At 61.7% G+C, this 21,858-nt stretch carries 20 protein-coding genes and 1 pseudogene; 14 read left to right on the top strand and 7 right to left on the bottom strand.

From position 1 onward, the window contains the following. Nucleotides 1-27 precede the first annotated feature (27 nt). The 3 genes from HDG33_RS09420 to HDG33_RS09410 form a co-directional block, all read right to left on the bottom strand. Nucleotides 28-1,068, bottom strand: a complete 1,041-nt coding sequence (locus HDG33_RS09420) for an ABC transporter substrate-binding protein (RefSeq protein ID WP_184024655.1) — start codon at nt 1,066-1,068, stop codon at nt 28-30. Nucleotides 1,069-1,195: 127 nt separating this feature from the next. Beyond that, nucleotides 1,196-2,581 carry a sensor histidine kinase gene (locus HDG33_RS09415; protein ID WP_184024652.1) on the bottom strand — a complete coding sequence of 462 codons (1,386 nt, stop codon included), beginning with the start codon at nt 2,579-2,581 and terminating at the stop codon, nt 1,196-1,198. Nucleotides 2,582-2,583: 2 nt separating this feature from the next. Continuing rightward, nucleotides 2,584-3,261: a response regulator gene (locus HDG33_RS09410; RefSeq protein ID WP_184024649.1), complete on the bottom strand. Its 678-nt coding sequence runs from the start codon at nt 3,259-3,261 to the stop codon at nt 2,584-2,586. A gap of 267 nt (nt 3,262-3,528) precedes the next feature. Here HDG33_RS09410 and HDG33_RS09405 point away from each other — a divergent pair, with 267 nt between their 5' ends. The 7 genes from HDG33_RS09405 to HDG33_RS09375 all read left to right on the top strand — a co-directional run bounded on the left by HDG33_RS09405 (nt 3,529) and on the right by HDG33_RS09375 (nt 10,949). Further along, a complete protein-coding gene (locus HDG33_RS09405) occupies nt 3,529-4,548 on the top strand; it encodes an ABC transporter substrate-binding protein (RefSeq protein ID WP_184024646.1) in 1,020 nt (339 codons plus the stop codon). Nucleotides 4,549-4,587: 39 nt separating this feature from the next. Next, entirely contained in the window at nt 4,588-5,382 is a 795-nt protein-coding gene (locus HDG33_RS09400; RefSeq protein ID WP_184024643.1) for an ABC transporter ATP-binding protein, read from the top strand. Nucleotides 5,383-5,398: 16 nt separating this feature from the next. Next, a complete protein-coding gene (locus tag HDG33_RS09395) occupies nt 5,399-6,262 on the top strand; it encodes an ABC transporter permease (RefSeq protein ID WP_184024640.1) in 864 nt (287 codons plus the stop codon). A 286-nt stretch (nt 6,263-6,548) separates the two neighbouring features. After that, nucleotides 6,549-8,024: a tetratricopeptide repeat protein gene (locus tag HDG33_RS09390; protein ID WP_184024637.1), complete on the top strand. Its 1,476-nt coding sequence runs from the start codon at nt 6,549-6,551 to the stop codon at nt 8,022-8,024. Nucleotides 8,025-8,078: 54 nt separating this feature from the next. After that, nucleotides 8,079-8,561 (top strand): glycoside hydrolase family 108 protein, encoded by a 483-nt coding sequence (locus tag HDG33_RS09385; protein ID WP_184024635.1) that lies wholly within the window; start codon nt 8,079-8,081, stop codon nt 8,559-8,561. Next, nucleotides 8,561-9,253, top strand: coding sequence for a hypothetical protein (locus HDG33_RS09380; RefSeq protein WP_184024632.1), 693 nt, complete (start codon nt 8,561-8,563; stop codon nt 9,251-9,253). The genes HDG33_RS09385 and HDG33_RS09380 overlap by 1 nt, the downstream gene beginning before the upstream one ends. 151 nt (nt 9,254-9,404) lie before the next feature. Next, a complete protein-coding gene (locus tag HDG33_RS09375; RefSeq protein ID WP_184024629.1) occupies nt 9,405-10,949 on the top strand; it encodes an alkaline phosphatase family protein in 1,545 nt (514 codons plus the stop codon). A 539-nt stretch (nt 10,950-11,488) separates the two neighbouring features. On the opposite strand, the gene HDG33_RS09370 is transcribed toward HDG33_RS09375, so the two are convergent. Beyond that, on the bottom strand, nt 11,489-12,826 hold the full coding sequence (locus HDG33_RS09370) for a sorbosone dehydrogenase family protein (RefSeq protein WP_184024626.1): 1,338 nt from the start codon (nt 12,824-12,826) through the stop codon (nt 11,489-11,491). Nucleotides 12,827-13,154: 328 nt separating this feature from the next. Here HDG33_RS09370 and HDG33_RS09365 point away from each other — a divergent pair, with 328 nt between their 5' ends. The 3 genes and pseudogenes from HDG33_RS09365 (at nt 13,155) to HDG33_RS09355 (ending at nt 15,280) form a co-directional block, all read left to right on the top strand. Continuing rightward, complete coding sequence (locus tag HDG33_RS09365; RefSeq protein WP_184024623.1) at nt 13,155-13,730, top strand: cytochrome b; 576 nt, start codon at nt 13,155-13,157, stop codon at nt 13,728-13,730. A 9-nt stretch (nt 13,731-13,739) separates the two neighbouring features. Next, nucleotides 13,740-14,225, top strand: a pseudogene (locus tag HDG33_RS09360) (VIT1/CCC1 transporter family protein); the annotation flags it as partial. Between the two features lie 113 nt (nt 14,226-14,338). After that, complete coding sequence (locus HDG33_RS09355; protein WP_184024620.1) at nt 14,339-15,280, top strand: universal stress protein; 942 nt, start codon at nt 14,339-14,341, stop codon at nt 15,278-15,280. Between the two features lie 136 nt (nt 15,281-15,416). Here the strand turns inward: HDG33_RS09355 and HDG33_RS09350 are convergent, their stop codons facing one another. Beyond that, nucleotides 15,417-16,037, bottom strand: coding sequence for a hypothetical protein (locus HDG33_RS09350; protein ID WP_184024618.1), 621 nt, complete (start codon nt 16,035-16,037; stop codon nt 15,417-15,419). 46 nt (nt 16,038-16,083) lie between these two features. Next, entirely contained in the window at nt 16,084-18,594 is a 2,511-nt protein-coding gene (locus tag HDG33_RS09345) for a cation-translocating P-type ATPase (RefSeq protein ID WP_184024615.1), read from the bottom strand. Between the two features lie 364 nt (nt 18,595-18,958). On the opposite strand from HDG33_RS09345, the gene HDG33_RS09340 reads away from it, so the two are divergent. Continuing rightward, complete coding sequence (locus HDG33_RS09340; protein ID WP_184024612.1) at nt 18,959-19,438, top strand: CreA family protein; 480 nt, start codon at nt 18,959-18,961, stop codon at nt 19,436-19,438. A 41-nt stretch (nt 19,439-19,479) separates the two neighbouring features. Here the strand turns inward: HDG33_RS09340 and HDG33_RS09335 are convergent, their stop codons facing one another. Next, complete coding sequence (locus HDG33_RS09335; RefSeq protein ID WP_184024610.1) at nt 19,480-19,992, bottom strand: hypothetical protein; 513 nt, start codon at nt 19,990-19,992, stop codon at nt 19,480-19,482. A gap of 201 nt (nt 19,993-20,193) precedes the next feature. On the opposite strand from HDG33_RS09335, the gene HDG33_RS09330 reads away from it, so the two are divergent. Genes HDG33_RS09330 through HDG33_RS09320 form a run of 3 tightly spaced genes read left to right on the top strand, consistent with a single transcriptional unit; the run spans nt 20,194 to nt 21,850 of the window. Then, nucleotides 20,194-20,613: a DUF1924 domain-containing protein gene (locus HDG33_RS09330; protein ID WP_311548233.1), complete on the top strand. Its 420-nt coding sequence runs from the start codon at nt 20,194-20,196 to the stop codon at nt 20,611-20,613. 48 nt (nt 20,614-20,661) lie between these two features. After that, nucleotides 20,662-21,150, top strand: a complete 489-nt coding sequence (locus tag HDG33_RS09325; RefSeq protein WP_184024607.1) for a diheme cytochrome c — start codon at nt 20,662-20,664, stop codon at nt 21,148-21,150. Continuing rightward, a complete protein-coding gene (locus tag HDG33_RS09320) occupies nt 21,122-21,850 on the top strand; it encodes a cytochrome b/b6 domain-containing protein (protein WP_184024604.1) in 729 nt (242 codons plus the stop codon). The genes HDG33_RS09325 and HDG33_RS09320 overlap by 29 nt, the downstream gene beginning before the upstream one ends. Nucleotides 21,851-21,858 lie beyond the last annotated feature (8 nt).

Here is a 21,858-nt window from a genome sequence, read left to right as displayed (position 1 = left end):
GGAGCGACCCCCGCGGTCAGCGCGCTTTCAAGGCTTCACGTCATCGACAAACTGATTGGTAAACGTGCGCGACAGATCGATATACCGCCCCTTCACCGCCGGATTGAAGCTCGACAGTACCCTCAGCACCGTCTGCGGACCGTCGGCTGGCATCTTGCCGTCGACGGTGTACATCGGCAGCGAGGCCTGCAATGCGCTGATATACAGCGCCCTGTCGTTGCCGATGTCTTCTTTTGGCATCTGCGCGGCGATTTGTTCCGCGCTGTGGGTGCGCATATAGCGCAGCGTCTTGACGAATGCGCGCGCGAGTTTCGCGGCTTCGTCGGCATGCGCGTCGAGCCACGTGCTTTGCACGTAGAGGCTCGACGCCGGATACATGCCTCCGAGCGCGGCGCGCGTGCCATCGACATTGCGCATGTCGACGAGTACTTTGGCGTCGCCCGCTTTCAATAGTTGAGTGACGGTCGGCTCGGTCGTCATGCCCGCGTGAATGCGTCCTTGCCGCATCGCCGCGATGAAACTGCTGTCCGCGCCGACCGGCAGCAGCGTGTATTGCGTGGACGGCACGCCCGCGCGCTGTGCGAGGTACTGCGTGAGAAAACTCGTCGAGGAGCCGAGCCCCGTCACGCCGAGTGTTTTTCCGCGCACGTCGGCCATGCTCCGGATCGAATCGGCCGATTTCGCGGCGACCAGTTGCACTTCGCCGGGCACCTGGCTGAACACGACGATCGTCTTCACTTCCTTGCCGCGTGTCTGCAGATCGATCGTGTGATCGTAGAAGCCGACCACGCCCTGCACCGCGCCCGCGAGCATTTCGTTTTCGCCGTCTATTCCAGTCGGCTGCGACAGCAGTTCGACGTCGAGCCCTTCGGCCTTGAAATAGCCGAGCCGTTCGGCAAGACGCGCCGGCAGATAGATGAGCTTGTTGGTACCGCCCACCATGATCGCGAGTTTCTCCGGCGCGGCGGCTTGCGCAGGCGTCGCGAGTCTCGCGAGCGCGCACAGCGCGAGCGACGCCGCGACGGCGGCATAGGCCGCGCGCGAGAAACGCGTCAAGGAAAGCTTCATTGGGGGTGTCTCCATTATCTTGTGTCTGGGCGCCGCGCGGGTCGCCTGCCCGTGATTTTGAAGGTGCGAACCCTTCTCGATGCTTTTCACGGCTGTGCATGTTGCGCGAACCTCGGGTTTATCCCGATCACCTCGGCGTTGCGCGCGGAAACGTCACGGCGATATGCACACCCTTGCCGCCCTCGCCCGCCTTCAGCGTGATCTCGCCGTGATGGGCGTCCGCGATTTCGCGCACGATCGCAAGACCGAGGCCCGTGCCCTCGGTATCCGTCGACGCACGAAAGAACGGCTCGAACACGCGGCTGCGCGATTCGGCCGGAATGCCGGGGCCGTTGTCGGTCACGCTGACCGTCACCGCATTGGCCGCGGTATCAGCGTTCACGGCGACCGTCACGTGACCACCGCTGCCCGTGTAGCGAATCGCGTTCTCGGCGAGATTCGCGATCAGTGCCTGCAACAAGCCGCGATGTCCGAGCACCGGTGCCGCGCCGTGCAATTCCGCGCCCAGATCGATTTCACGTGCCTGCGCGAGCAGGCCGAGATCTTCGACGACCTCCATCGCGAGCGGCACCAGATCGACGCGTTCCATTGCGAGCTGCGAGTTGTCGGCGGCCTCGGCCTGCGCGAGCAAAAGCAGCTTGTTGGTGAGCCCGACCATCGAACGGTTGCTGCGATGCATCGCGGCAAGCGCTTCGTCGAGCGCGGGATTGAGGCCTTCCTGCTGCCGCGCGAATTGCAGTTGCGTGCCGAGCAGCGTGAGCGGCGTGCGCAACTGATGCGCGGCGTCGGCGATAAAGCGCCGCTGCGCCGCCACCTGCACGCCGAGCCGCGCGATGCACTGATTGATCGCATCGACGATGGGCCGCAGTTCCGTATGCAGACGCTCGACGCGAATCGGTTCGAGCTGCATCGGATCGCGGTCGGCCACCTCGTCTTTCACCTTCATCAACGGCCGCAACTCGAACGTGAGCCCGATGCAAACGAGCGCCACCGCCAGCGCGATCATTTCGAGCTGGCGCACGAGTTGCGGCCGCCACAGCTGTTGCGTCATCGCATCGCGCGAGCGCACGGTCTTGCCGACCGTCACGCGCACGGGACGCGTCGCGCCGTTGTCGTACATGAGCCGCACGATGTCGACAGCGCGCACCTGCTGGCCGTGCAACTGCGTGTAGTACGAATCCGGCACGTCGGGCGCCCGCAGCGGACGCGGAGGGAAATCAGGCGTACCCGCGAGCAGCCGCCCATCGTCGACACGCACGCTATAGAACACCTGGTCGTGATATGGCGATGCGAAGATCTCGAGCGCGGCGGGCGGCACATCGACACGCAGAAAGCCGTCGCTCCATTCGACCTCGCCCGCGATCATCCGCGCCGACGCGACCAGCTGATTGTCCTGCACCAGATTCGCGGTGTGCCGCGCGTTGTCGTACTCGGTCTTGCCGGTCACGAACACATAAAGCGCGAGCGGTACGAGCAGCCACCACAGCAGGCGTATGCGTAGGCTATTGGCCATCGTTACTGGTCGTCTTCCCGCTTGCGCAGCAGATAGCCGAGCCCGCGCAGCGTGACGATCGCGGCCGAGCTGCCATCGAGCTTCTTGCGCAGACGCGAAATGTAGATTTCGACCGCATCCTCGCTCGGCTCGTCGGCGAGCGTGAAGATCGCATCGACGAGCGCCGGCTTCGTCACCGTCTTGCCGAGGCGCAGGATCAGCGCTTCGAGCACCGAACGCTCGCGCGGCGTCACATTCAGCGACGCGCCCTTCAGCGTGAACTGGCGCGTGTCGATGTCGAACGACAGATCGCCGCACACCACCTCGCCCGCTTTCGACGGCGACTGCCGCCGAATCGCCACCTTGATGCGCGCGATCAGCTCGCGCACTTCGAACGGCTTCACCAGATAGTCGTCGGCGCCGGCGCCGAGCAGCTCCACCTTCTCGTCGATCGAGCCGCTCGCGGTGAGGATCAGCACCGGCGTCGCGTCGCCACGCTGACGCAGCCGGCGCAGCACGTTCTTGCCCGACAGCTTCGGCAGGTTCAGGTCGAGCAGGATCACGTCGTAATGATTGGTGCGCAGCAGGCGGTCGGCTTCATCGCCGTCCTGCACGGCGTCGAGCGCGAAGGCCTCCTGCTCCAGCATTTTCGCGAGCCAGTGCGCAAGCGTGGGGTTGTCTTCGATCAGCAGCAGCTTCATGGCGGCAACGGCAAAAGTCAGGTCGTCGATTGTGCCTTAAAACAAGGGGGCTGCGCGCATACCGTGTGGTTTGCCGCATAGGTTCAAGCGCAGTGCCGATCCGCGCGCAATTTCGGCGCATTTTCGGCGCATTTTCGGGTTAACACCCATGGTTTGCGCCAAACCCCGAAAGCTGCCAGAAGGTTTCGCGTTTCTATAATCGCCCCCATTGACCCAGAAAAGCGCCGCGCACCACGCTCGCGGCGACCCACCTAAGGAGACTGCTTCATGCGTACCTTGCGCCAGATTGCCGCTGTATCAGGAGTTGCGTTCGCCCTTGCCGCCGCATCGGCCGCCGCTCACGCCGAGAAGATCACGATCATGGTCGGCGGCGCCACCAAGATCATCTATCTGCCGGCCAAGCTCACCGAGCAGCTCGGTTACTTCAAGGACGAAGGCCTCGACGTCGAGATCCTGTCGCAGCCGGCCGGCGTCGATGCGGAGAACGAACTGCTCGCGGGCGCGGTGCAAGGCGTGGTCGGCTTCTACGATCATACGATCGACCTGCAGAGCAAGGGCAAGGAAGTGCAGGCGCTCGTCGTCTTCGGCCAGGTGCCGGGCGAAGTAGAAATGGTCTCGACGAAGGCGGCCGATTCGCTGAAGAGCATGGCCGACGTCAAAGGCAAGACGCTCGGCGTGACCGGCCTCGGTTCGTCGACCAGCTTCCTCACGCAGTACCTCGCGCAGCGCGCGGGCGTGCCGTCGACGCAATACACGATGTTGCCGGTCGGCGCGGACAACAGCTTCATCGCCGCCGTCAAGCAAGGCCGCATCGACGCCGGCATGACCACCGAGCCGACCGTCTCGCAACTGCTCAAGACCGGCGACGCGAAGGTGCTGGTCGACATGCGCAACGTGGACGGCACGCGCGCCGCGCTCGGCGGCACCTACCCCGCTTCGAGCTTCTACGTGCAGCGCGCGTGGGCCGAAGCGCACAAGGACGAGGCCGCGAAGCTCTCGCATGCGTTCGTGAAGACGCTGAACTACATCGCGACGCATAGCGCCGAGGACATCGCCGCGCAGATGCCGAAAGACTACTACGGCAACAACAAGGACCTGTACGTGAACGCGCTGAAGGCGTCGCTGCCGATGTTCACGAAGGACGGCAAGATGCCCGCCGACGGCCCGGATACGGTGCTGAAGGTGCTGTCCGCATTCAATCCGTCGGTGAAGGGCAAGCATATCGATCTCGCCAAGACCTACACCAACGACTACGTGTCGGCGCCGGTCAAGACCGCGTCGAAGTAACGCTTCATTCATATTCACAGAACTGCGAGGCACCCGCCGATGAATCAACCTATGTCACGCGAGACGCCAGCGATCGAAATGCGCAACGTGTCGTGCCGTTTCATTTCCCCGGACGGCAAGGCCACGATCGCGCTGCGCGACTTCAGCATGTCGGTGGCACGCGGCGAATTCGTCGCGGTGGTCGGCCCGACCGGCTGCGGCAAGTCCACCACGCTCAGCATGATCACCGGCTTGCTGAAGCCGACCACCGGCGAAGTGCGCGTGATGGGCGCGCCGGTGGACGGCATCGATCCGCGCATCGGTTTCGTGTTTCAGGCCGATGCGGTGTTTCCGTGGCGCTCGGTGCTCGACAACGTCGCGGCGGGTCCGCTGTATCGCGGCCGCTCGAAATCGGCCGCTTACGATGAAGCGAACGAATGGCTGCGCCGCGTGGGCCTCGACAAGTTCGGCAAGCACTATCCGCATCAACTGTCCGGCGGCATGCGCAAGCGCGTCGCGCTTGCGCAGACCTTCATCAACAAGCCGGAAATCCTGCTGATGGACGAGCCGTTCTCGGCGCTCGACATGCAGACGCGCACCTTGATGCAGGACGAGTTGCTGCAATTGTGGGGCGGCGCCGGCTCGGTCGTGTTCGTCACGCACGACCTCGAAGAAGCGATTGCGCTCGCCGACCGCGTGTTCGTGCTAACTGCCCGCCCCGCCACGCTGAAGAAAGTCTACGAAATCGATCTGCCGCGACCGCGCGTCACATCGGAGATCCGCTACGACTCACGCTTCATCGAAATTTCGCGCGATATCTGGCATGACCTGCGCGAAGAAGTGCAGATCGGTTAATCAAGGAACGGCAAACATGTCTACACCCTCTCAACAGATGATGCCCTCGGGCATCGACGCCGCGTCGCTCTCACACGTCGAGCGTATTGCGCAGAAGAAGATCCGCCAGCGCCAGGTTCTGGTGATTTCGCTGCGCATTCTCCTGCTCGTGGTCGTGCTCGGCGGCTGGGAACTGTCCGCGCGCCTGAAGTGGATCGACCCTTTCTTCTTCTCGATGCCGACCGAGATCTTCGCGCAGATCGTCGACTGGTTCGTGAACGGTACCTCGCAAGGGCCGCTGCTCACGCAGGTGTGGGTCACGCTCGAGGAAACGGGGCTCGGCTTCATCATCGGTTCGATCGGGGGCGTCTTCTGCGGCATCGTGCTCGGCCGCAACAAGCTGCTCTCCGACGTGTTCAGCCTCTACATCAAGATCGCCAACTCGATCCCGCGCGTCGTGCTCGGCTCGGTGTTCGTGATCGCGCTCGGACTCGGCATGGCATCGAAAGTCGCGCTCGCGGTCGTGATGGTGTTTTTCGTCGTGTTCGCCAACGCGTTCCAGGGCGTGCGCGAAGCGGATCGCTACATGATCGCGAATGCGCAGATTCTCGGCGCGTCGCGCCGTCAGGTGACGACCTCGGTCGTGATTCCGTCGGCGCTGAGCTGGATTCTCGCGAGCCTGCACGTGAGCTTCGGCTTTGCGCTGGTCGGCGCGGTGGTCGGCGAGTTTCTCGGCTCGAAGCAGGGCATCGGCTTGCTGATCTCCACCGCCCAGGGCGCGTTCAATGCGGCCGGCGTGTTCGCGGCGATGATCGTGCTGGCGGTGGTCGCGCTTGCCGCCGACTACCTGCTGACCGCGGTGGAGAGTCGATTGTTGAAGTGGCGGCCGAGTTCTGTTTAAGCCACGGTAGCGCAGAGTCCACAAACAGTAGTTCGCTGCACCGATGCCGCTCAGTCTTCTGGACTGAGCGGCATTTTTATTTGCTAACGCACATCCTGTCTCCCGCCAGCAAACTGTTTTTCGCAATACGTTGGCCACCTCGCAACACTTTTCTCTTTCAATCCCCCCACCAGAAGCCAACATCCGGCTGCGAGCCCGTTCCATGCGCTATGGCACGCTCGATGCATACCCACCGCGCAAGTCAGGCGATTGCCAACATCGATCGCGGATCGAAGCGAGGTGAGTCATGTCGAGTGCACAGAGTCAACGCCGGTCAACCAACGGGTACGGCGGCCCGTTCATGCGCGCCAACACCGCGAATCGCCGCGATCGTCATCATTCGAGCGGATTCGTGCTGTTCGGCTTGCACACCGCCGGTGTGATCGGCCGCGGACCGAAACGCCTCTGGCCGTATGTCTTGCCCTGGTTGTTCATCCTACTGACGATCGGTTCCATCTGCCTCGTCGTGCGCGGCGTGCTCACGCGTCAATTGCTGGTACCGCCGGTGGAGACACCGCAAACGCTGACCGAGCGCGGCTATACGGCGAACTTTCTCGCCGAGCGGATCATGTCGGCGATGAAGGAAATCGGCCAGGATGCCGATTCGATTCCGCACGACACGATGACCAGCAACGACGCTCAGCAGGACATCCAGATTCCGGGTCAGGAAATGTCGTATGCGACGACGGTGCGCTTCATCAAAGGCGTGCTCCAACGCGACGATGTCGCCGTGCACATCGGCATCACGAAGACAAATAGCAGCGCGGATTCATACGTCGCGCACGTGCAGATAGAACACGGACCGTTCAACGGCCGCGAAAGCACGGTGCCGTTCGAAGGGCGCGACCTCGAAAAGCTCGTGCACGACATCGCAGTCACGGCGATGCGCCTCGCCGAACCTAACATCCTCGCCAGTCATCTGTACACGCAGGTGCAAAAGACCAAATGCTCGCTCGCGCAATGCGACTATCGCGAGATCGTCGGGATCTATGACGAAGTCCTCGCGTTGCCCTCATCCGAGCAAGCCCAATGGGCAATCGCGGGCAAGGCGTGGTTGCTCGACAGTCAGCAGCGCTCGACAGAAGCCGAGCAGCAGATCCGTGAAGCATTGACCCAATACAAGCACTCGGCGGTGCTGCGCGCGGGTCTCGGCATTGCGCTCGAACAGCAGAACCGCATCGACGATGCGCTAAAGGAACTGCGGGCCGGCGCGAAGGAAAAGTCGCGTACCGCTGAAAACCTGCGACTGCTCGGCGACGTGCTGTTGCATTCGAACAAGCACGATCGCGAAGCACTCGAAGCATTCAGGCAGGCCGCCGAGATGAACCCCGACTCCGTCGACACGCTGCACGACTGGGCCGAGGCGCTCGTCAAAACCGGCCACGACGACGAAGCGATCGACAAGCTGTCGCACGCCGTCGCGTTGCGTCCCGATCTCGCGCCGTCCTATGTGGAATGGGGCCACGCGCTGGAACACAAAGGCGCGCTGCGCGAGGCCGCGCGCAAGTATGCACAGGCATTGCAGCTCGACGCTGGCACGTTGTCGGCGCGCGAACGCGAGCTGGCGCTCTCGACGGACGCATCGCCCGACGAAGCCGACACCCGGACATCGAGGCCTGACCTGCGCGTCAAGCCCGTTTCGAATCCCATGACGTCGTACCCGCTTCGGGCATCGCTCGATACGGTACGCGACGCCGTAGGACGGGCGATGCGAGCGGCCTGAGCCGCGCGCATTCGCCATTTGAGTTGGCAACACAGCCGAACAGGAGACAGTTCGATGGACAGTTTCGAAGATGCATTCAAAGCCTTGATCGGAAACGAAGGCGGGTACAGCTTCAATCCGGCCGATCCAGGCGGCGAAACGATGTGGGGTGTGACGGCGCGCGTCGCGCGCAGTGAGGGCTATAACGGCGCGATGAAAGACCTGCCGCTCGATACCGCCCATCAGATCGCCAAGCGCAGGTACTGGGACCCGTTGCATCTCGACGAACTCGATCCGCGCGTGGCTTTCCAGATTTTCGATGCGAACTACAACGGCGGCCTCGTCGTGCTGTGGATGCAGAAAGCGTCCGGCGCCAAGGAAGACGGCAAGTTCGGCCCCGACACGCTCGATGCGGTCAAGAACGCCGATCCGATGAAGTTCGTGATGCGCTTCGCCGCGTATCGTCTGCGGTACCTGCGGAACCTGCATTCGTGGCCAAATTTCAGCCGCGGCTGGACCGAACGCATGGCAGCCAATCTTCTCCTGGGAGCAGCATGATGGACTGGTCTAAAGTAGCGAAGAATATCAACAGCACCGCCCCGCTTCTCGCCGGGCTCGTGGGTGGTCCGGTCGGCCTCGGCGTGACCGCTGCCGCTGCGATCATCTCGCACGCGCTCGGCACGCCGAGCGACCCGGCCTTCGTGGAACCCGCGTTGAACGACCCCGGCGCACTCGAAAAACTCCGCCAGGCCGAAAGCGCGAATTCGCTGCAATTGCAGCAGTTGATGGTGACGGCCGCGCAGTCGAGCCTCGCGCACGACGCCGACATGGCCCGCATCGCCACGAGCGACACCGCGAATGCACGCGCGATGGGTGTCGCCAATCGCGACTGGGTCCCGAAGGTGCTCGCGATGGCCGTCACCACCGGCTTCTTCGGCATTTTGCTGCTGATGGCGTTCCAGCCTTTGCCGGGTAGCAACAAGGATCTCGTCAACGTGATCGTCGGCGCGTTGGGAACCGCGTGGATCAGCATCATCGGCTATTACTTCGGCACGTCGGTCGGCTCGATGCGCAAGACCGAGCTGCTCGCGAAGCCGAGCGTGCCGATCACGGCCGATAGCGCGTTGACGTTGCGCGAACCGGCGTCGCAGTCGGGAGCGCACGCACCGGCGGCGGCCGCGCCGTCCGGCGACCACTTCCCATCGTTCGCGCCGGGCGGGCAAGGTCCGATCTTCTCGGGCGGCAGTTGAGTCGATGCTACGCTAAGCGAATCATGCACGCGACGAAGTACATTGACCGTCGCGTGCATGTCGGCCTCAAAGCAGGGCTCTTTCGCCAGCGCGCGTTTTGCGCTAAGTTGGCAACGCGAAGTCCATCCCGTCCCGAGTGGAGCGATAAAAGATGAGTGACGTCGAGCAGAACGCGCAGAACGATCCGATCGAACACGTCGTGCTACTGTTGATGGAGAATCACTCGTTCGACCAGATGCTCGGCTGCCTCGACGCCGTGCACGACGAACTGGACGGCGTGCGCAACGCGGCCGGCAAATCGAACGCCGACGGTCAAGGCCACACCTTCTATCCGCGTGAAACGCGCGAGCGGCAGGTGAAGCAAGATCCGAATCACGAGCACAAGGCCGTGATGGAACAGATCGCCGCCGACAACAGCGGTTTCGTGCGTACGTTCGTGAACGACTACCCGAAGAGCAGCCTCGCCGCGCGGCAAGACGTGATGGGCTATTACCCGCTCGGCTTTCTGCCCGCGCTGCACACGCTCGGTTCGCAATTCACCGTGTGCGACCGGTGGTTCTCGTCATTGCCGGGGCCGACGTGGCCCAACCGTTTTTTCGCGCTGACGGGTACGTCGAAAGGCGAGATCGGAATGCCTTCGGGACTCGACGGGCTCAATCCGCGCTGGTACACCGAGCAGGATCAGGACACGATTTTCGATCGGCTGAACGCCGCGCGCAAAACATGGAGCGTCTATTTCTACGACTTCCCCGCCTCGTTGCTGCTGAAGAACCAGCGACGCGCGGAAAACCTCGCGAATTACCGCTCTTTCGACAAATTCTTCGAGGACGCAGCGGGAGCCGCCAGTCAGTTTCCGCAATTCGTACTGATCGAGCCGAAGTACTTCGGCGAAGCGCAGAACGACGATCATCCGCCGCACAACATCATGAAGGCAGAGAAGCTGATCGCGGATACCTACAATGCGCTGCGCTCGAATCAGGCGCTGTGGGAGCGCACGTTACTGGTGGTCCTCTACGATGAGCACGGCGGTTTCTACGACCACGTATCGCCGCCGGCCGACGCGGTCGCACCCGACGACCACACCGCGAGTTTCGATTTCAAACGACTCGGCGTGCGTGTTCCCGCCATCCTGGTGTCACCGTGGTGCGAAGCCGGCGTGTGCAACGAACGATTCGATCATTGCAGCCTGCTGAAGTACCTGTGCGACAAGTGGCAAATGCCACCGCTCGGCAAGCGCACCGAGGCGTCCGCGAACCTCGGTGTGGCGATTCGCCGTGGCGGCGGCGCGCGCACCGATACGCCGCCGTTTATTCGCGTGCCCAATCAATCGCTGATTGCGCAGCACGTCGAACTGGAGCGCAAATCGTCGAATGGCAATCAGCATGGCCTGCATCATTTCGCCGACTATCTGCACGCGGAACTGGACCGGCTCGCCGCCGAGGCGGTCGAGGCGGCCGCGCAACTGGCGCGCACCGGCAACGCATGGGTGCGCTTCAAGAGCGCGTTGGGCTCGCTGATGATGAGTCTCGGCCAGTGGCTCAGCAAGGACTTCTACGACGCACGCGACCAACGCGATGCACGCACGAGCCAGGCGTTCACGCGCTTGCGGCAATCGGTCCGTGAGGCGACGCCGGGCATCGCGCGAGACGATGCGGAAGAAACGGCCTCGTCCGTCAATCCGGTCTCGGAGAAATAGCACGCCGCAAAGCGGTGGTAGTGCGGAACGTTGCCGGATGCCAGAGTTCGTGAAATCGGGGACCTTGGATTTCTTCGACTATTTCAATAGTCTTGACGCAGTGGCCGGTTGGCAGTGACGGTATCAGTGAAGCCGACGGTGAATCGTGCCACAGAAACCGGGAATTTCGGTTCGGGACCGCCGCAGCGCAGCGCCGCCGGCTATTTTCCCGGCGACAAGCGCTATCGGCGGACAATGGCCATGAAGCGACGGTCAATGGGTTTTTGCGAACGGCCGATGATTGTTCAGTTAGCTGCCGTTCGATAATTCGGTGACGGAGCTGTCGACCGGCGCAGATGTTCCGATCAATTTCCGCAAACTGCCGAATCACGGCAATGCTAGCTCTACCCGCGGAGTGTCAACGTGATCGAGTTGCGGATCCCGTTTTCCGAGGCGACCCCACGGGCGTGCTGCTTTGACTGATGAAGCGGTTCTAATCGGCACGATAATCTTGTGTCCGACCGGCTTCGGAGCGGAGCGGCCGGGGCTGTGTCATTTTCCTACCGGTGCGATGTCAGCGGATTTGACGTTGTTCGCGGCGCTACTCGCCATACAGCGTTACCGACGTCGTCAGCCACGAGCAAGGCTCCGTGCGCGTCCAGTGCGACGCCAACCGGGCGACCGACGGCGTAGCCGTCTGCGGTCAGAAAGCCGCTCAGGAAATCCTCAGGTACGCCAGCAGGTTTTCCATCGACAAATGGCACGAACACCACTTTGTACCCGGTCCGCGGTTTACGGTTCCATGAACCATGCTGGCCGACAAATGCGCCTCCACGATAATGAGGCGGGAACAGCGTCCGGTCGTAAAACACCAGGCCTAGCGACGCCGTGTGATTGCCGAGCGCATAGTCAGGCGCGATGGCCTTTGCAACCATATCGGGGCGTTGCGGTTTGACGCGGGTGTCGATGTGCTGACCGTAATAGCTGTATGGAAAGCCGTAGAACGCTCCGTCTTTTACCGCTGTCATGTAATCTGGGACAAGATTGTTTCCGAGATCGTCCCGCTCGTTGACTGCTGTCCACAACGCGCCGCTGTCCGGTTGCCACGAGAGCCCATTGGGGTTACGCAACCCTGTCGCGTACGACCGCAAGCTCTTATTGTCCACGTCGAACTCAAGGATTCGCGCTCGGCCTTCTTCGGCATCGACTCCATTTTCCCCTGCGTTGCTGTTCGATCCCACCGTGATGTACAGATGCTTGCCGGAGCGATCGGCCAGGATATTTTTGGTCCAGTGATGGTTGATCGGGCCCGACGGCAAGTCGGCAACCTTGACGCCGGGGCTTGTAATCTGGGTGGCGCCCGTCACATAGTCGAAACGCAGCAGAGCGTCCGTATCGGCAACGTAGAGTTGATTGCCAATGAGCGCCATCCCGAACGGAGAGTGCAGGCGGCGCAGAAACACGGTCTGCGTTCTCGCGACGCCGCTGCCGTCCACGTCGCGCAACAGCACAATGCGATCGGGGCTCGGCACACCGGCGCCTGCGCGCTTCATGACCTGCTTTCTGAGCCAGCCGAACAGGCCGCTGCCTTCATCATGTTCTTTTGGCGCGTCGCTTTCCGCTACCAGTACGTCACCGTTGGGTAGCGTGTAAAGCCAGCGCGGGTGCGCGAGGCCACCGGCAAACTCGGTGACGAAAAAGCCGGCGGGAGCGGTGGGCATGAAACCGTCGGGGCGCGCCTGAACGGGCGCGATGTTGACCATCGGAATCAACGACGATTCCGGAGCCGGCATGGCGGGCGACGCGCCGAAGCCCGCATCGCCTGAACCTGATGGTCCGATCGCGCAGGAGGCCAGCGGCAAGACCATTGAAACAGCCAGACGATTTAGCAGGCGCATGTGGGTTCCGACCGATGAGCGTTGATTGGTGATGCATGGGAGGAATAGCAAGAAGCCGGCCCGTGACGTTGCTTGCTAAGGCGCAAACTGCTCCGTGATTCAAGCGGAAGACCTCAGCCTCCCGGCTTCCCGGTCTTGCTGACGCAACGTTGGCGGCTATGCGGAAACAGCAGTGGAGTCGAGCATCCGGATCGTCCCTGCCGAGCGTCAGGTTTCCTTAAGGTAAGGTCGCTAGCATCGGTCGGATTTTTGCAGTGCTTTTTCGGGCTGAATTCGCAGGATGCCCGCCTCATCAATTCATCAACTCGCGACAACTTGAGGAGCAGGAATGGCTAACGCTTACGGAATGACGCGTCCGGCATACGATGCAGTCGCGCGCACGCTGCACTGGCTGACCGTCCTGTTGGTCGGTATGCAGTTTGTGATCGGCTGGACAATGCCGGATGTCCACAAGGACACGCAGCCCGTTAATCTGATCGCCTGGCATCTTGGCGTGGGCGCGACGCTCGTCGCCGTGATGGCAATCCGGGTGATCTGGCGATTGACGCATTGGCCCACGCCGGGCCAGCTGCCGCCGCTACTCAGCGTCGTCTCGCGCATAACGCATGTTCTGCTCTACGCCGCCCTGGTGCTGGTGCCGCTGCTCGGCTGGATCAACGCATCCTCACGCGGCTGGTCGGTCCGCTTGCTGGGCGTCGTGCCTTATCCGGCACTGAGCGAACCGGGCTCGGCCTTCGGCCACGAGATGGGGGATGTGCATGGCATACTCGCATGGGTGCTCTTCACATTGATTGGTCTGCATGTCGTCGCAGCGTTGTTCCACCACCTTGTTCTGAAAGACCACGTGTTGCAGCGGATGCTGCCCCACGCAGGGCCGTCGCGCGATCAGGTTCGAGACCGCTAAGGTCTGCCAATGCCCAAGGTTCACAAAGAACCGCATCGCACTAGGCGATTGGCTGGCTGCGCGCCGCGGTGCCTGGCGCAAACGACGGCATCATTTAGACGGCAAGTCTGATAATCGGCGTCGCGTCCGCGCGCGCCGAGCACGGCCAACTGGCGCTGACCGGCCTGGCGGGATTGGTAGCCGGCGCGATGTCGATGGCGACAGGCGAGTACGTATCCGTCTCGTCGCAGGCGGATCCCTAAACAGCAGCGCTCGCCGAAGAACAGGCGGAGCTCGATGCGGATGGCGCGCGCGAGCATCGAGAGTTGGCGGCGATTTACGTGCGGCGCGGTCTCGATATGGCGCTTGCCCCACGACGCACTTGGCGCACATGCCCGCTACGAATTGGGTATTTCGGAGACGACCGCGGCAAATCCATTGCAGACCGCGCTGGCGTCGGCCAGCAGTTTTTCGGTGGGAGCCGCTTTGTCGCTCATCGTCACGGCGCTTGCCCCGCACAGGGGCAGCTTCGATATCGCCAGCTTGATGCACATCAACCCATCAAAGCAAAAAAGCGAGAGAATGAATCTCGGCGCTGCCGGAAATCTGAGCAGCCGGGAGATCAGATCATGACCGGGTCCAGTACAGATGTCGTTGCACACGGCGCTGTCAAACGCCTCCTCATCGCGATCGACTCGTCTGCGTCGTCGACACGAGCAGCGCAGTACGTGCGCTTCATGGCTGTATCCGGGGCGGAAGTTCGCCTCGTCTGCGTGGCAGAGAACCCGCGAAACATTGTGCCGCTCGGTGCACTGACCGACGCAGAACTCCAGAACGCGAGAGATGAGATCCATCGAGACGCCGCTGACGCGCTCCAGAGCGCGAAAAGCGTTTTCGCCGGCAGCAAAATTGCCGTCCAGTCCGACGTAATCGACCTTTCCCGCCATGGTGGCTCTACGGGGAATGCACTGGTCGACGCTGCAGACGAATGGCGTGCGGATCTGCTCGTAGTCGGGGCACGTCAGCACCACGGCCTATTGCGTTGGATCGAAGGAACCGTGTCCGAGTTTGCAACTACAAACGCTCCCTGCTCAATCCTTGTCGTACCCGCGAGTTACGAAGTCGAGATACCGGAGTCACCGCAGCGCATTCTGTTCGCTCTCGACGGAAGCCCGACGTCGCTCGATGCGATGCGATTCGGGTTGCAGTTTGCTTCACCCGGTACCCATCTACGGGCGATCTATGTCATTGATCGCGCTGTACGTCTGACTGATCTTTTTCCCATCCGTGTTCTTGAAGACGCCTTCGTTGAAGAGGGCAAGGCAGTGCTGGCCAACGCCGCTGGAGTACTCGTCGACCTGTCGAACCCGGTCGAAACAGGAGTTGTCAGTACTGAGCCGACAAGCGATGACGTGTCACATACGATTGTTCGCGAGGCCTTGCGCTGGCGCGCCGATTTGGTAGTCGTGGGCACTCATGGCCGCCACGGTCCCACCCGCTGGATACTCGGCAGTGTCGCGGCCCGAGCAGCGCGCATCACCCGTACCCCGTTACTGCTTGCTCGCCCATGATCGCAGCCGACCGTGTGAGACCGTGGGGCGTCAAGATGGGAACACGGATGGCTCCCATCTTGACGACGTACGGACGAAAAGGCGGAATTCGGAGAACTGGTTCAATACCTGCAGCGGGCACCACTGTGCGCCACATTTACGCTCGCGAGTCGGTTCCTCGCAGCGATCGCCTGAAACGAAAAGTATGCCCGTTCAATGCCAGCTTCCAGTCGATCCGCGTCAGCACGAATACGAGACCCAGCAACACCAACTGAGTGACAATGAAGTAGGCACCCAGGTATCCGCCCTCCAGATCCAGTTCGGGGTCGAGGTACGAGTGCGCTAACCGCGCGACGTGGGTCCAGACCGCATAGCTCGCGAGACGCCCAAAGAAGAATGGCACCCCGATGAGCCATAGTCGCAATCGGGTCAGCCCATACGCAATGAAAAGGTAGTTTGATGGAAATGGACTGAACGCATAAAGCAGCAGAACACCCACCGTCACCGCCTTCCTTTTCTCAAGCCAGGTCTTCACCTCGTCGATATTTTCCCGGCCTGCCTCGCCCATCAGATGTCCGCGCACTAGCCATCCAGAGCATCGCGCGAGAATCAGGCGCCCCATCGTCGCAGCACTTGCTGCAACCACGGCGAGCAGGAAGACGTTCTGTTCCGGCTGCCTGAAGCCAATCCAGGACATCGCCATCCAGGTAGGAGGCGCAAAGGCTGGAATGAGGTTGAGCACCAGAACGGCCATGAAGAGCACTGCCATCGTCATCACAGGAAGACCCTCCAGGCTTCGGTTCTGTGCGTGCGAAACGTCCGTATCACAGGCTGAGCAGCGCAATCAACCCAAACAGCGCTGCCAGGGCGGGAACGGTCATCAGGAGCAGTAGCGCTGCCCCGGTTACGCCCAGAACAATCCAGAGATAGTGATTGTGCTGCAGCGCGAGGGCACGTTTGCCTGCATGCTGCAGCATACGGATCACAAAGATTAACGCCACATTGCCCACCACGAGTGACACGAAGGCGACTGTGCGCGCAAACGGAATTGGATAGCCGTGGCCCAGGAGACCCGCGTAAAGACCCATCACGATCAGGGCGATCAGCGAGCCCGCCAGGACGCCCTGGGCCAGCGTCCGGTTCGATAGTAGCCGCGTGCCCGTGCGGCGCGGCGGCATGCGCATCAGGTCCTCACGCGCGGGTTCGTTCTCGAATACAACCGAGCAGACCGGGTTGATGATCAGTTCAAGAAAGACAATATGAATCGGGCCGAGTATCGGCGGCCACCCGACCAGTACCGGAATCATTGTGGCCGCAATCATCGGAATATGGACCGCCACCGTATAGCTGATCGCCTGCACGAGATTGGCGTAGATACGCCTCCCAAGCCGGATAGCCGACACGATCGGCGCGAAGTCATCACGTAGCAGAACCAGCGAAGCGACCTCGCGCGCAACTTCGGCGCCTCGCAAGCCCATCGCAATGCCGATGTGAGCCGCCTTTAGCGCGGGGGCGTCGTTTACACCGTCGCCGGTCATCGCGACCACCTGGCCGCTTTCCCTGAATGCGTTGACAATCCGCAATTTCTGCTCTGGCTTGACGCGGGCAAACGTATCGATGTCCGTTATGGCACGCCGAAGCTGCGCGTCGCTCATGGACGCCACTTCCTGACCGGTCGCGATACGCGTGCCATTGATGCCGACTTCGGTCGCGATCGCCCGCGCCGTCGACGGATAATCGCCTGTGATCATCACCACGCGAACGCCCGCTGCATGGCAGTCGGCGATAGCGCCCGCAACCTCCGGCCGCACAGGATCGAGTAGCCCGACCAGCCCGACAAATGAGAACTCAAAGTCATGCTGTTTTTTGGGCCAGTCGGGTTGATAGTGTCGTGCCTTGGCCACCCCAAGCACCCGCAGCCCGCCCGACGCCATCTGCGCAGCGTGATCAAGGATGGTCTGCGTTTCCCGCTCGCCCAGTCGACACAGGGAGCAGACCGCTTCCGGCGCGCCCTTGCACGCCACGGTACCGTGGTCGCCGCCTGGCGTGTGCCATGCGTGGGACATTGCCGGCAATTCCGGGGTCAGCGCGTACTCGTGCACCAGTGACCAGTCCTCGTGAAGGCGTCCGGTGCCGGCGAGTCCCGAATGGCCCGTTTCATGAAATGCCCGCTCCATTGGATCGACCGGTTCAATTTCGCTGGCGAGCACCAGATATTCGATGAGCTCGTGATACGCCCCGTCGATATGCTGCGTCGCCTGATCGATGACCTGCTGCCTTCCTTGCACCCATAGCACCTGCACCGACATGCGGTTCTGTGTCAACGTCCCCGTCTTATCGACGCACAGCACCGATGTCTGGCCGAGTGTCTCGATCGCGCTCATCCGGCGCGTCAGCACGCCTTCATTGGCAATGCGGCGAGCCCCCAGGGCCATGAACACAGTCAATATCACCGGAATCTCTTCCGGAAGAATTCCCATGGCCAGCGTAATGCCTGCGAGCACGGCCGGAAGCCATTCGCCAGATCGCCAGCGGTAGGCAACGACGAGTAGCAGACAGAGCGCGATCGCAGCCATGGCAAACCAGTTGACGAAGGATTTCGTCTCCAGTTGCAGCGGTGAGCGCGCTTCAGCGATGCTCGTCAGAGACTTGCCGATGCGCCCGAGCGTCGTATTCGGCCCCGTCGCCGTCACGATCATCCGTCCCTGCCCCTGCACCACCATCGAGCCGAAAAAGAGCTGGGCGCGAGCCTCCTCGTCCGGACGTGCATCCGGCCTCGCCACAGCCTTGTTCACTGAAACCGACTCGCCTGTCAGTAGCGACTCATCCACGCTGAGCTCGTGAGCCTCCGTCATGCTGCCATCGGCGGGCACGCGTGCGCCTTCGTCGACGAACACGATGTCGCCGGGCACGAGATCAGCGGCGGAAACGAATTGTCGTTGCCCGTCTCGAAGTACCTGTGCGCGTGGTGCAGACAGTTCGCGTAGGGAGTCGAGGACCCGCGCGGTGCGATGGCTCTGAAAAACCGTGAGAAAGACAATGCCTGCCACGAAGGCGAGAAGCGTGAGCGCCTCCGTCACGTCGCCGAGCAGCAGGTAGATACCGCTCGCCGCGAGCAGCAAAATAAACATGGGTTCACTGAGCACCTCGCGCAGCGTTCGCCACCAGGTACGCCGTGCCGTCGAATCGACCACATTACGTCCGAAGCGGGATCGTAATACCTCTACCTGAGCGCTCGATAGTCCGCTCTCGCTGTCGGCCTGTCCCTCTGGAAAGCCCGGTTCGGCCGGACCAGAGGCCAAGTCCGGGATGGGCTCGATAGAATTGAACTGCATTTTCGGGGCACTCAGTGCGCGCATCGCGCGAGGCGGCTATTCGCTCATGGGACTTACTGATCGGCACAGCTCTTACACCGGAGGAGGGCGTTTCTGGACATGGCTGTCCTCGATATGCAAACTCGCCCGCGACACAGGCGAACGAAACTGTGGTTGGTCAGCGCTTTGCGAGGAATATTTCATCTCACCGAAGGGCACCCTATTCCGGCCACGTATCAGATTTCACAATGGCGCCATGCGAACAGTCAGGTGTTGACCTAGGTCAAGCACCTGGCTACCGGCTGAAATAGGCTGAAGTCAGCAAACTCCTTGTTTCAGCTGCATTGCCCCGCAACAGTTCCGACTGCGGATTATCAGGAGGTGGATGATGATCAACCTTTCTCCAGGGCGGGCGAGCATTCTCGGCACACTCCTGATGGTTTCGTCTTTCGGGCTTGCGGCGGGAGAATTGGCGTCGATCGAAACCCATACTCAACGGTACGGTTCACATGTCGCCATCTCGGCTTACGACGATCCCATCGTGAAAGGCATAACCTGCTACGTATCGAAGTCCCACGCCGATGGCCCATTGGGAAGCGGTCGCATATCCGGGGGGACGGACCTGACGGCATCGTGCCAGCAGACGGGCAACATCACGGTTACCCAAGCTGTGCCCAGACAGGCGCAGGTTTTCACGGCCGAGGTGGATGGGAGTTTCGACTCGCTCCACATCATCCGCGTACTGGACACGGAACGCAATTCACTTGTTTACTTCACTTACTCAGAAGACGCCACTGCTGGGGATTTACCAGGCCACCTGTATGTGGTCCGGTTGCCCGCGGGTCTCAAGCTGCCGTTAAGATGAATGCACTCGAAGCAATTCAGTCATCCGCTTTCGTGCAGACTCTACTGGGGCGAGGCAGGAGGCCCCATCCAGTACTGCTGTTGCCACATCATGTTGTTCATCATTTCCTGTTGCATCTGCAGGTACTGGTCGGTCATATACTGCCGCTGCCGCAGTTGCTCTGGAGTGAGACGGGAGTAGTACCCTCCCATGTGCCCCCAACCGCCGCCCATCATCCCCGGCCCCATCATCCCGGGACCCCTTCCGCGATAGCCCAACATCCCAGGCTCCCACATGCCTCGCATTGTGGTCATTGCACTTTGCATCGTGGCCCAGTGTTGCTGCAGAAGCTTCTGGCGTTCCTGCGGATCCTGTGTCTGACGAATCTGGTTCATTTGCGCCTGCATGGTTTTCATTTGTTCCCGGAACTGGGCCAGACTCTTATCGAACGCTGCCGTATCTGGGCTTTGGGTCCTGGACGCGCTTTGCGGCGTAGCTGTGTCCTTGGAGGCAGCAAGCAGCATTGGCGAAGTGAGCGCGGTGCAAATTGCTATCGCAAACACGAGGTCTTTCATGGAGGTCTCCGCAGGTACGGCGGTGACAGCTATCAGGAAGCTGTCTTCCAAGTCAACACTACGCATCGGTCAGCACCACTCCTTGACGCGCGTCAAAGGACTCGCGCACTGCGATTAGGGATTGCGCTGCAGCGAGGATATAGCGTTAAGAATCCGGTAAGGAAGGCCGCCCAAGATGGTCGATATCTACCGGAGAATCTCGTGAGCACATCGTTTCTTTCGTTACGGGGTTTGCGCGGCGCGCTACTGCTGGTTCCGACCGTTACTGCAATGGCCACAGCCAATGCCGGCACGCCTTCAGAGCTTCTTGGCTCGTACCGCGCGCAGTCGGACAGTGCGCAATCCGTCCCCTCACGCGGGCAACAGTTCTTTAACGCTTCGCATGGTCACGAGTGGACTTGCGCTTCGTGCCATGGCGCAGTGCCCACACAGACGGGCAAGCATGTCGCCACGGGCAAGGCAATCGCTCCTCTTGCTCCTGCGTTCAACCCGGAGCGATTTACCGACGCAGCGAAGACCGAGAAATGGTTTCGTCGCAATTGCAACGACGTCGTCGGACGGGAGTGCAGTGCAGCTGAGAAGGCGGATCTCCTGGCGTGGCTGTTGACGCTCAAGCCGTAGGCGAGAACTCTCTATGAGCGAAAGCTCTTTCCCACAGGACCGCTTCCTATGCCATTTGATCTTGTGCGCCGTTCTGCAGCAGTTTGCATTGCCGCATTTCTGACTTCGCTTGCGGCTTCTATCGCGGCGGCCGAAACCGATGAGACGCACGCCCAGATCAGCCTGCTTCCGAAGTATCGGCAGGAATGCGCGGCGTGCCATATAGCCTATCCCCCAGGCATGCTCCCCGCCGCATCGTGGCAGCGCATTCTGGGCAACCTGTCGCATCATTTTGGCACCGATGCCTCGCTCGACGCCGACTCCGTCGGGCAGATCTCGACATGGCTTTCAGCCAATTCGTCAGGCGAAGCAGGCGCGCGCGCTGCGCCGCCCGAGGATCGCATTACCCGCTCGACGTGGTTCCGGCAGGAGCACGCAGAGATGCCTGCCTCTGTATGGAAACGCCCAATGATCAGGAGCGCGTCAAATTGCGCCGCGTGCCATACCCGTGCCGACCAGGGAAACTTCAGTGAACACTTCATCCGCATACCGCAATAACGGCGACGCAGACGGCGACGCAGACCGTCGCATCCTCGTCTGGGACGCACCCGTACGCCTGTTTCACTGGCTGTTCGCGGCCTGCTTTGCCGGTGCATGGCTGACCGCGGAAAGCGAGCATTGGCGACTCGTCCATGTCACGCTAGGCTACACGGCAGGTGGTCTCGTGATCTTTCGGCTCGCGTGGGGACTGGTCGGAACGAAGTACGCGCGGTTCTCCAGCTTCGTTCGCGGACCCGCACGCGCGTGGCGTTATGTCCTTGGCATTCTGCGCCGCCACCCGCAACGTCATGTTGGTCACAACCCGGCCGGCGCCATCGTCATCGTCGCCATGCTTGCTTTGGCGTGTGCCTTGACCATCACCGGTTGGGCGACCTATAACGATGCCGGCGGGGCGTGGCTGGGTGAACTGCACGAGGGTGTGGCCAATCTGATGCTGGCGCTGGTCGGTGTACACATAGCGGGGGTCGTCGTGAGCAGTTGGGTCCATCGGGAAAACCTGATCGGCGCAATGGTCAGCGGACACAAGGCCGGACAACCTGACGAAGGCGTCCGGCGTGCATGGCGAAGCGTCGCCGCGCTGATGCTGGTCATTGTGCTCGGATTCTGGTGGTGGCAATGGCAGGGAGCACCTGCCCCTACGCTGTCCCGAAGCGATGCAGCTGCCGCGCAGCAAACCGGTCACGACGGCGATGACTGACAATACTC

Source organism: Paraburkholderia sp. Cpub6, assembly GCF_014201065.1.
GTDB lineage: Bacteria > Pseudomonadota > Gammaproteobacteria > Burkholderiales > Burkholderiaceae > Paraburkholderia > Paraburkholderia tuberum.
The sequence above is the reverse complement of the archived record's forward strand: the minus strand, read 5'-3'. Positions and strand labels throughout refer to the sequence as shown.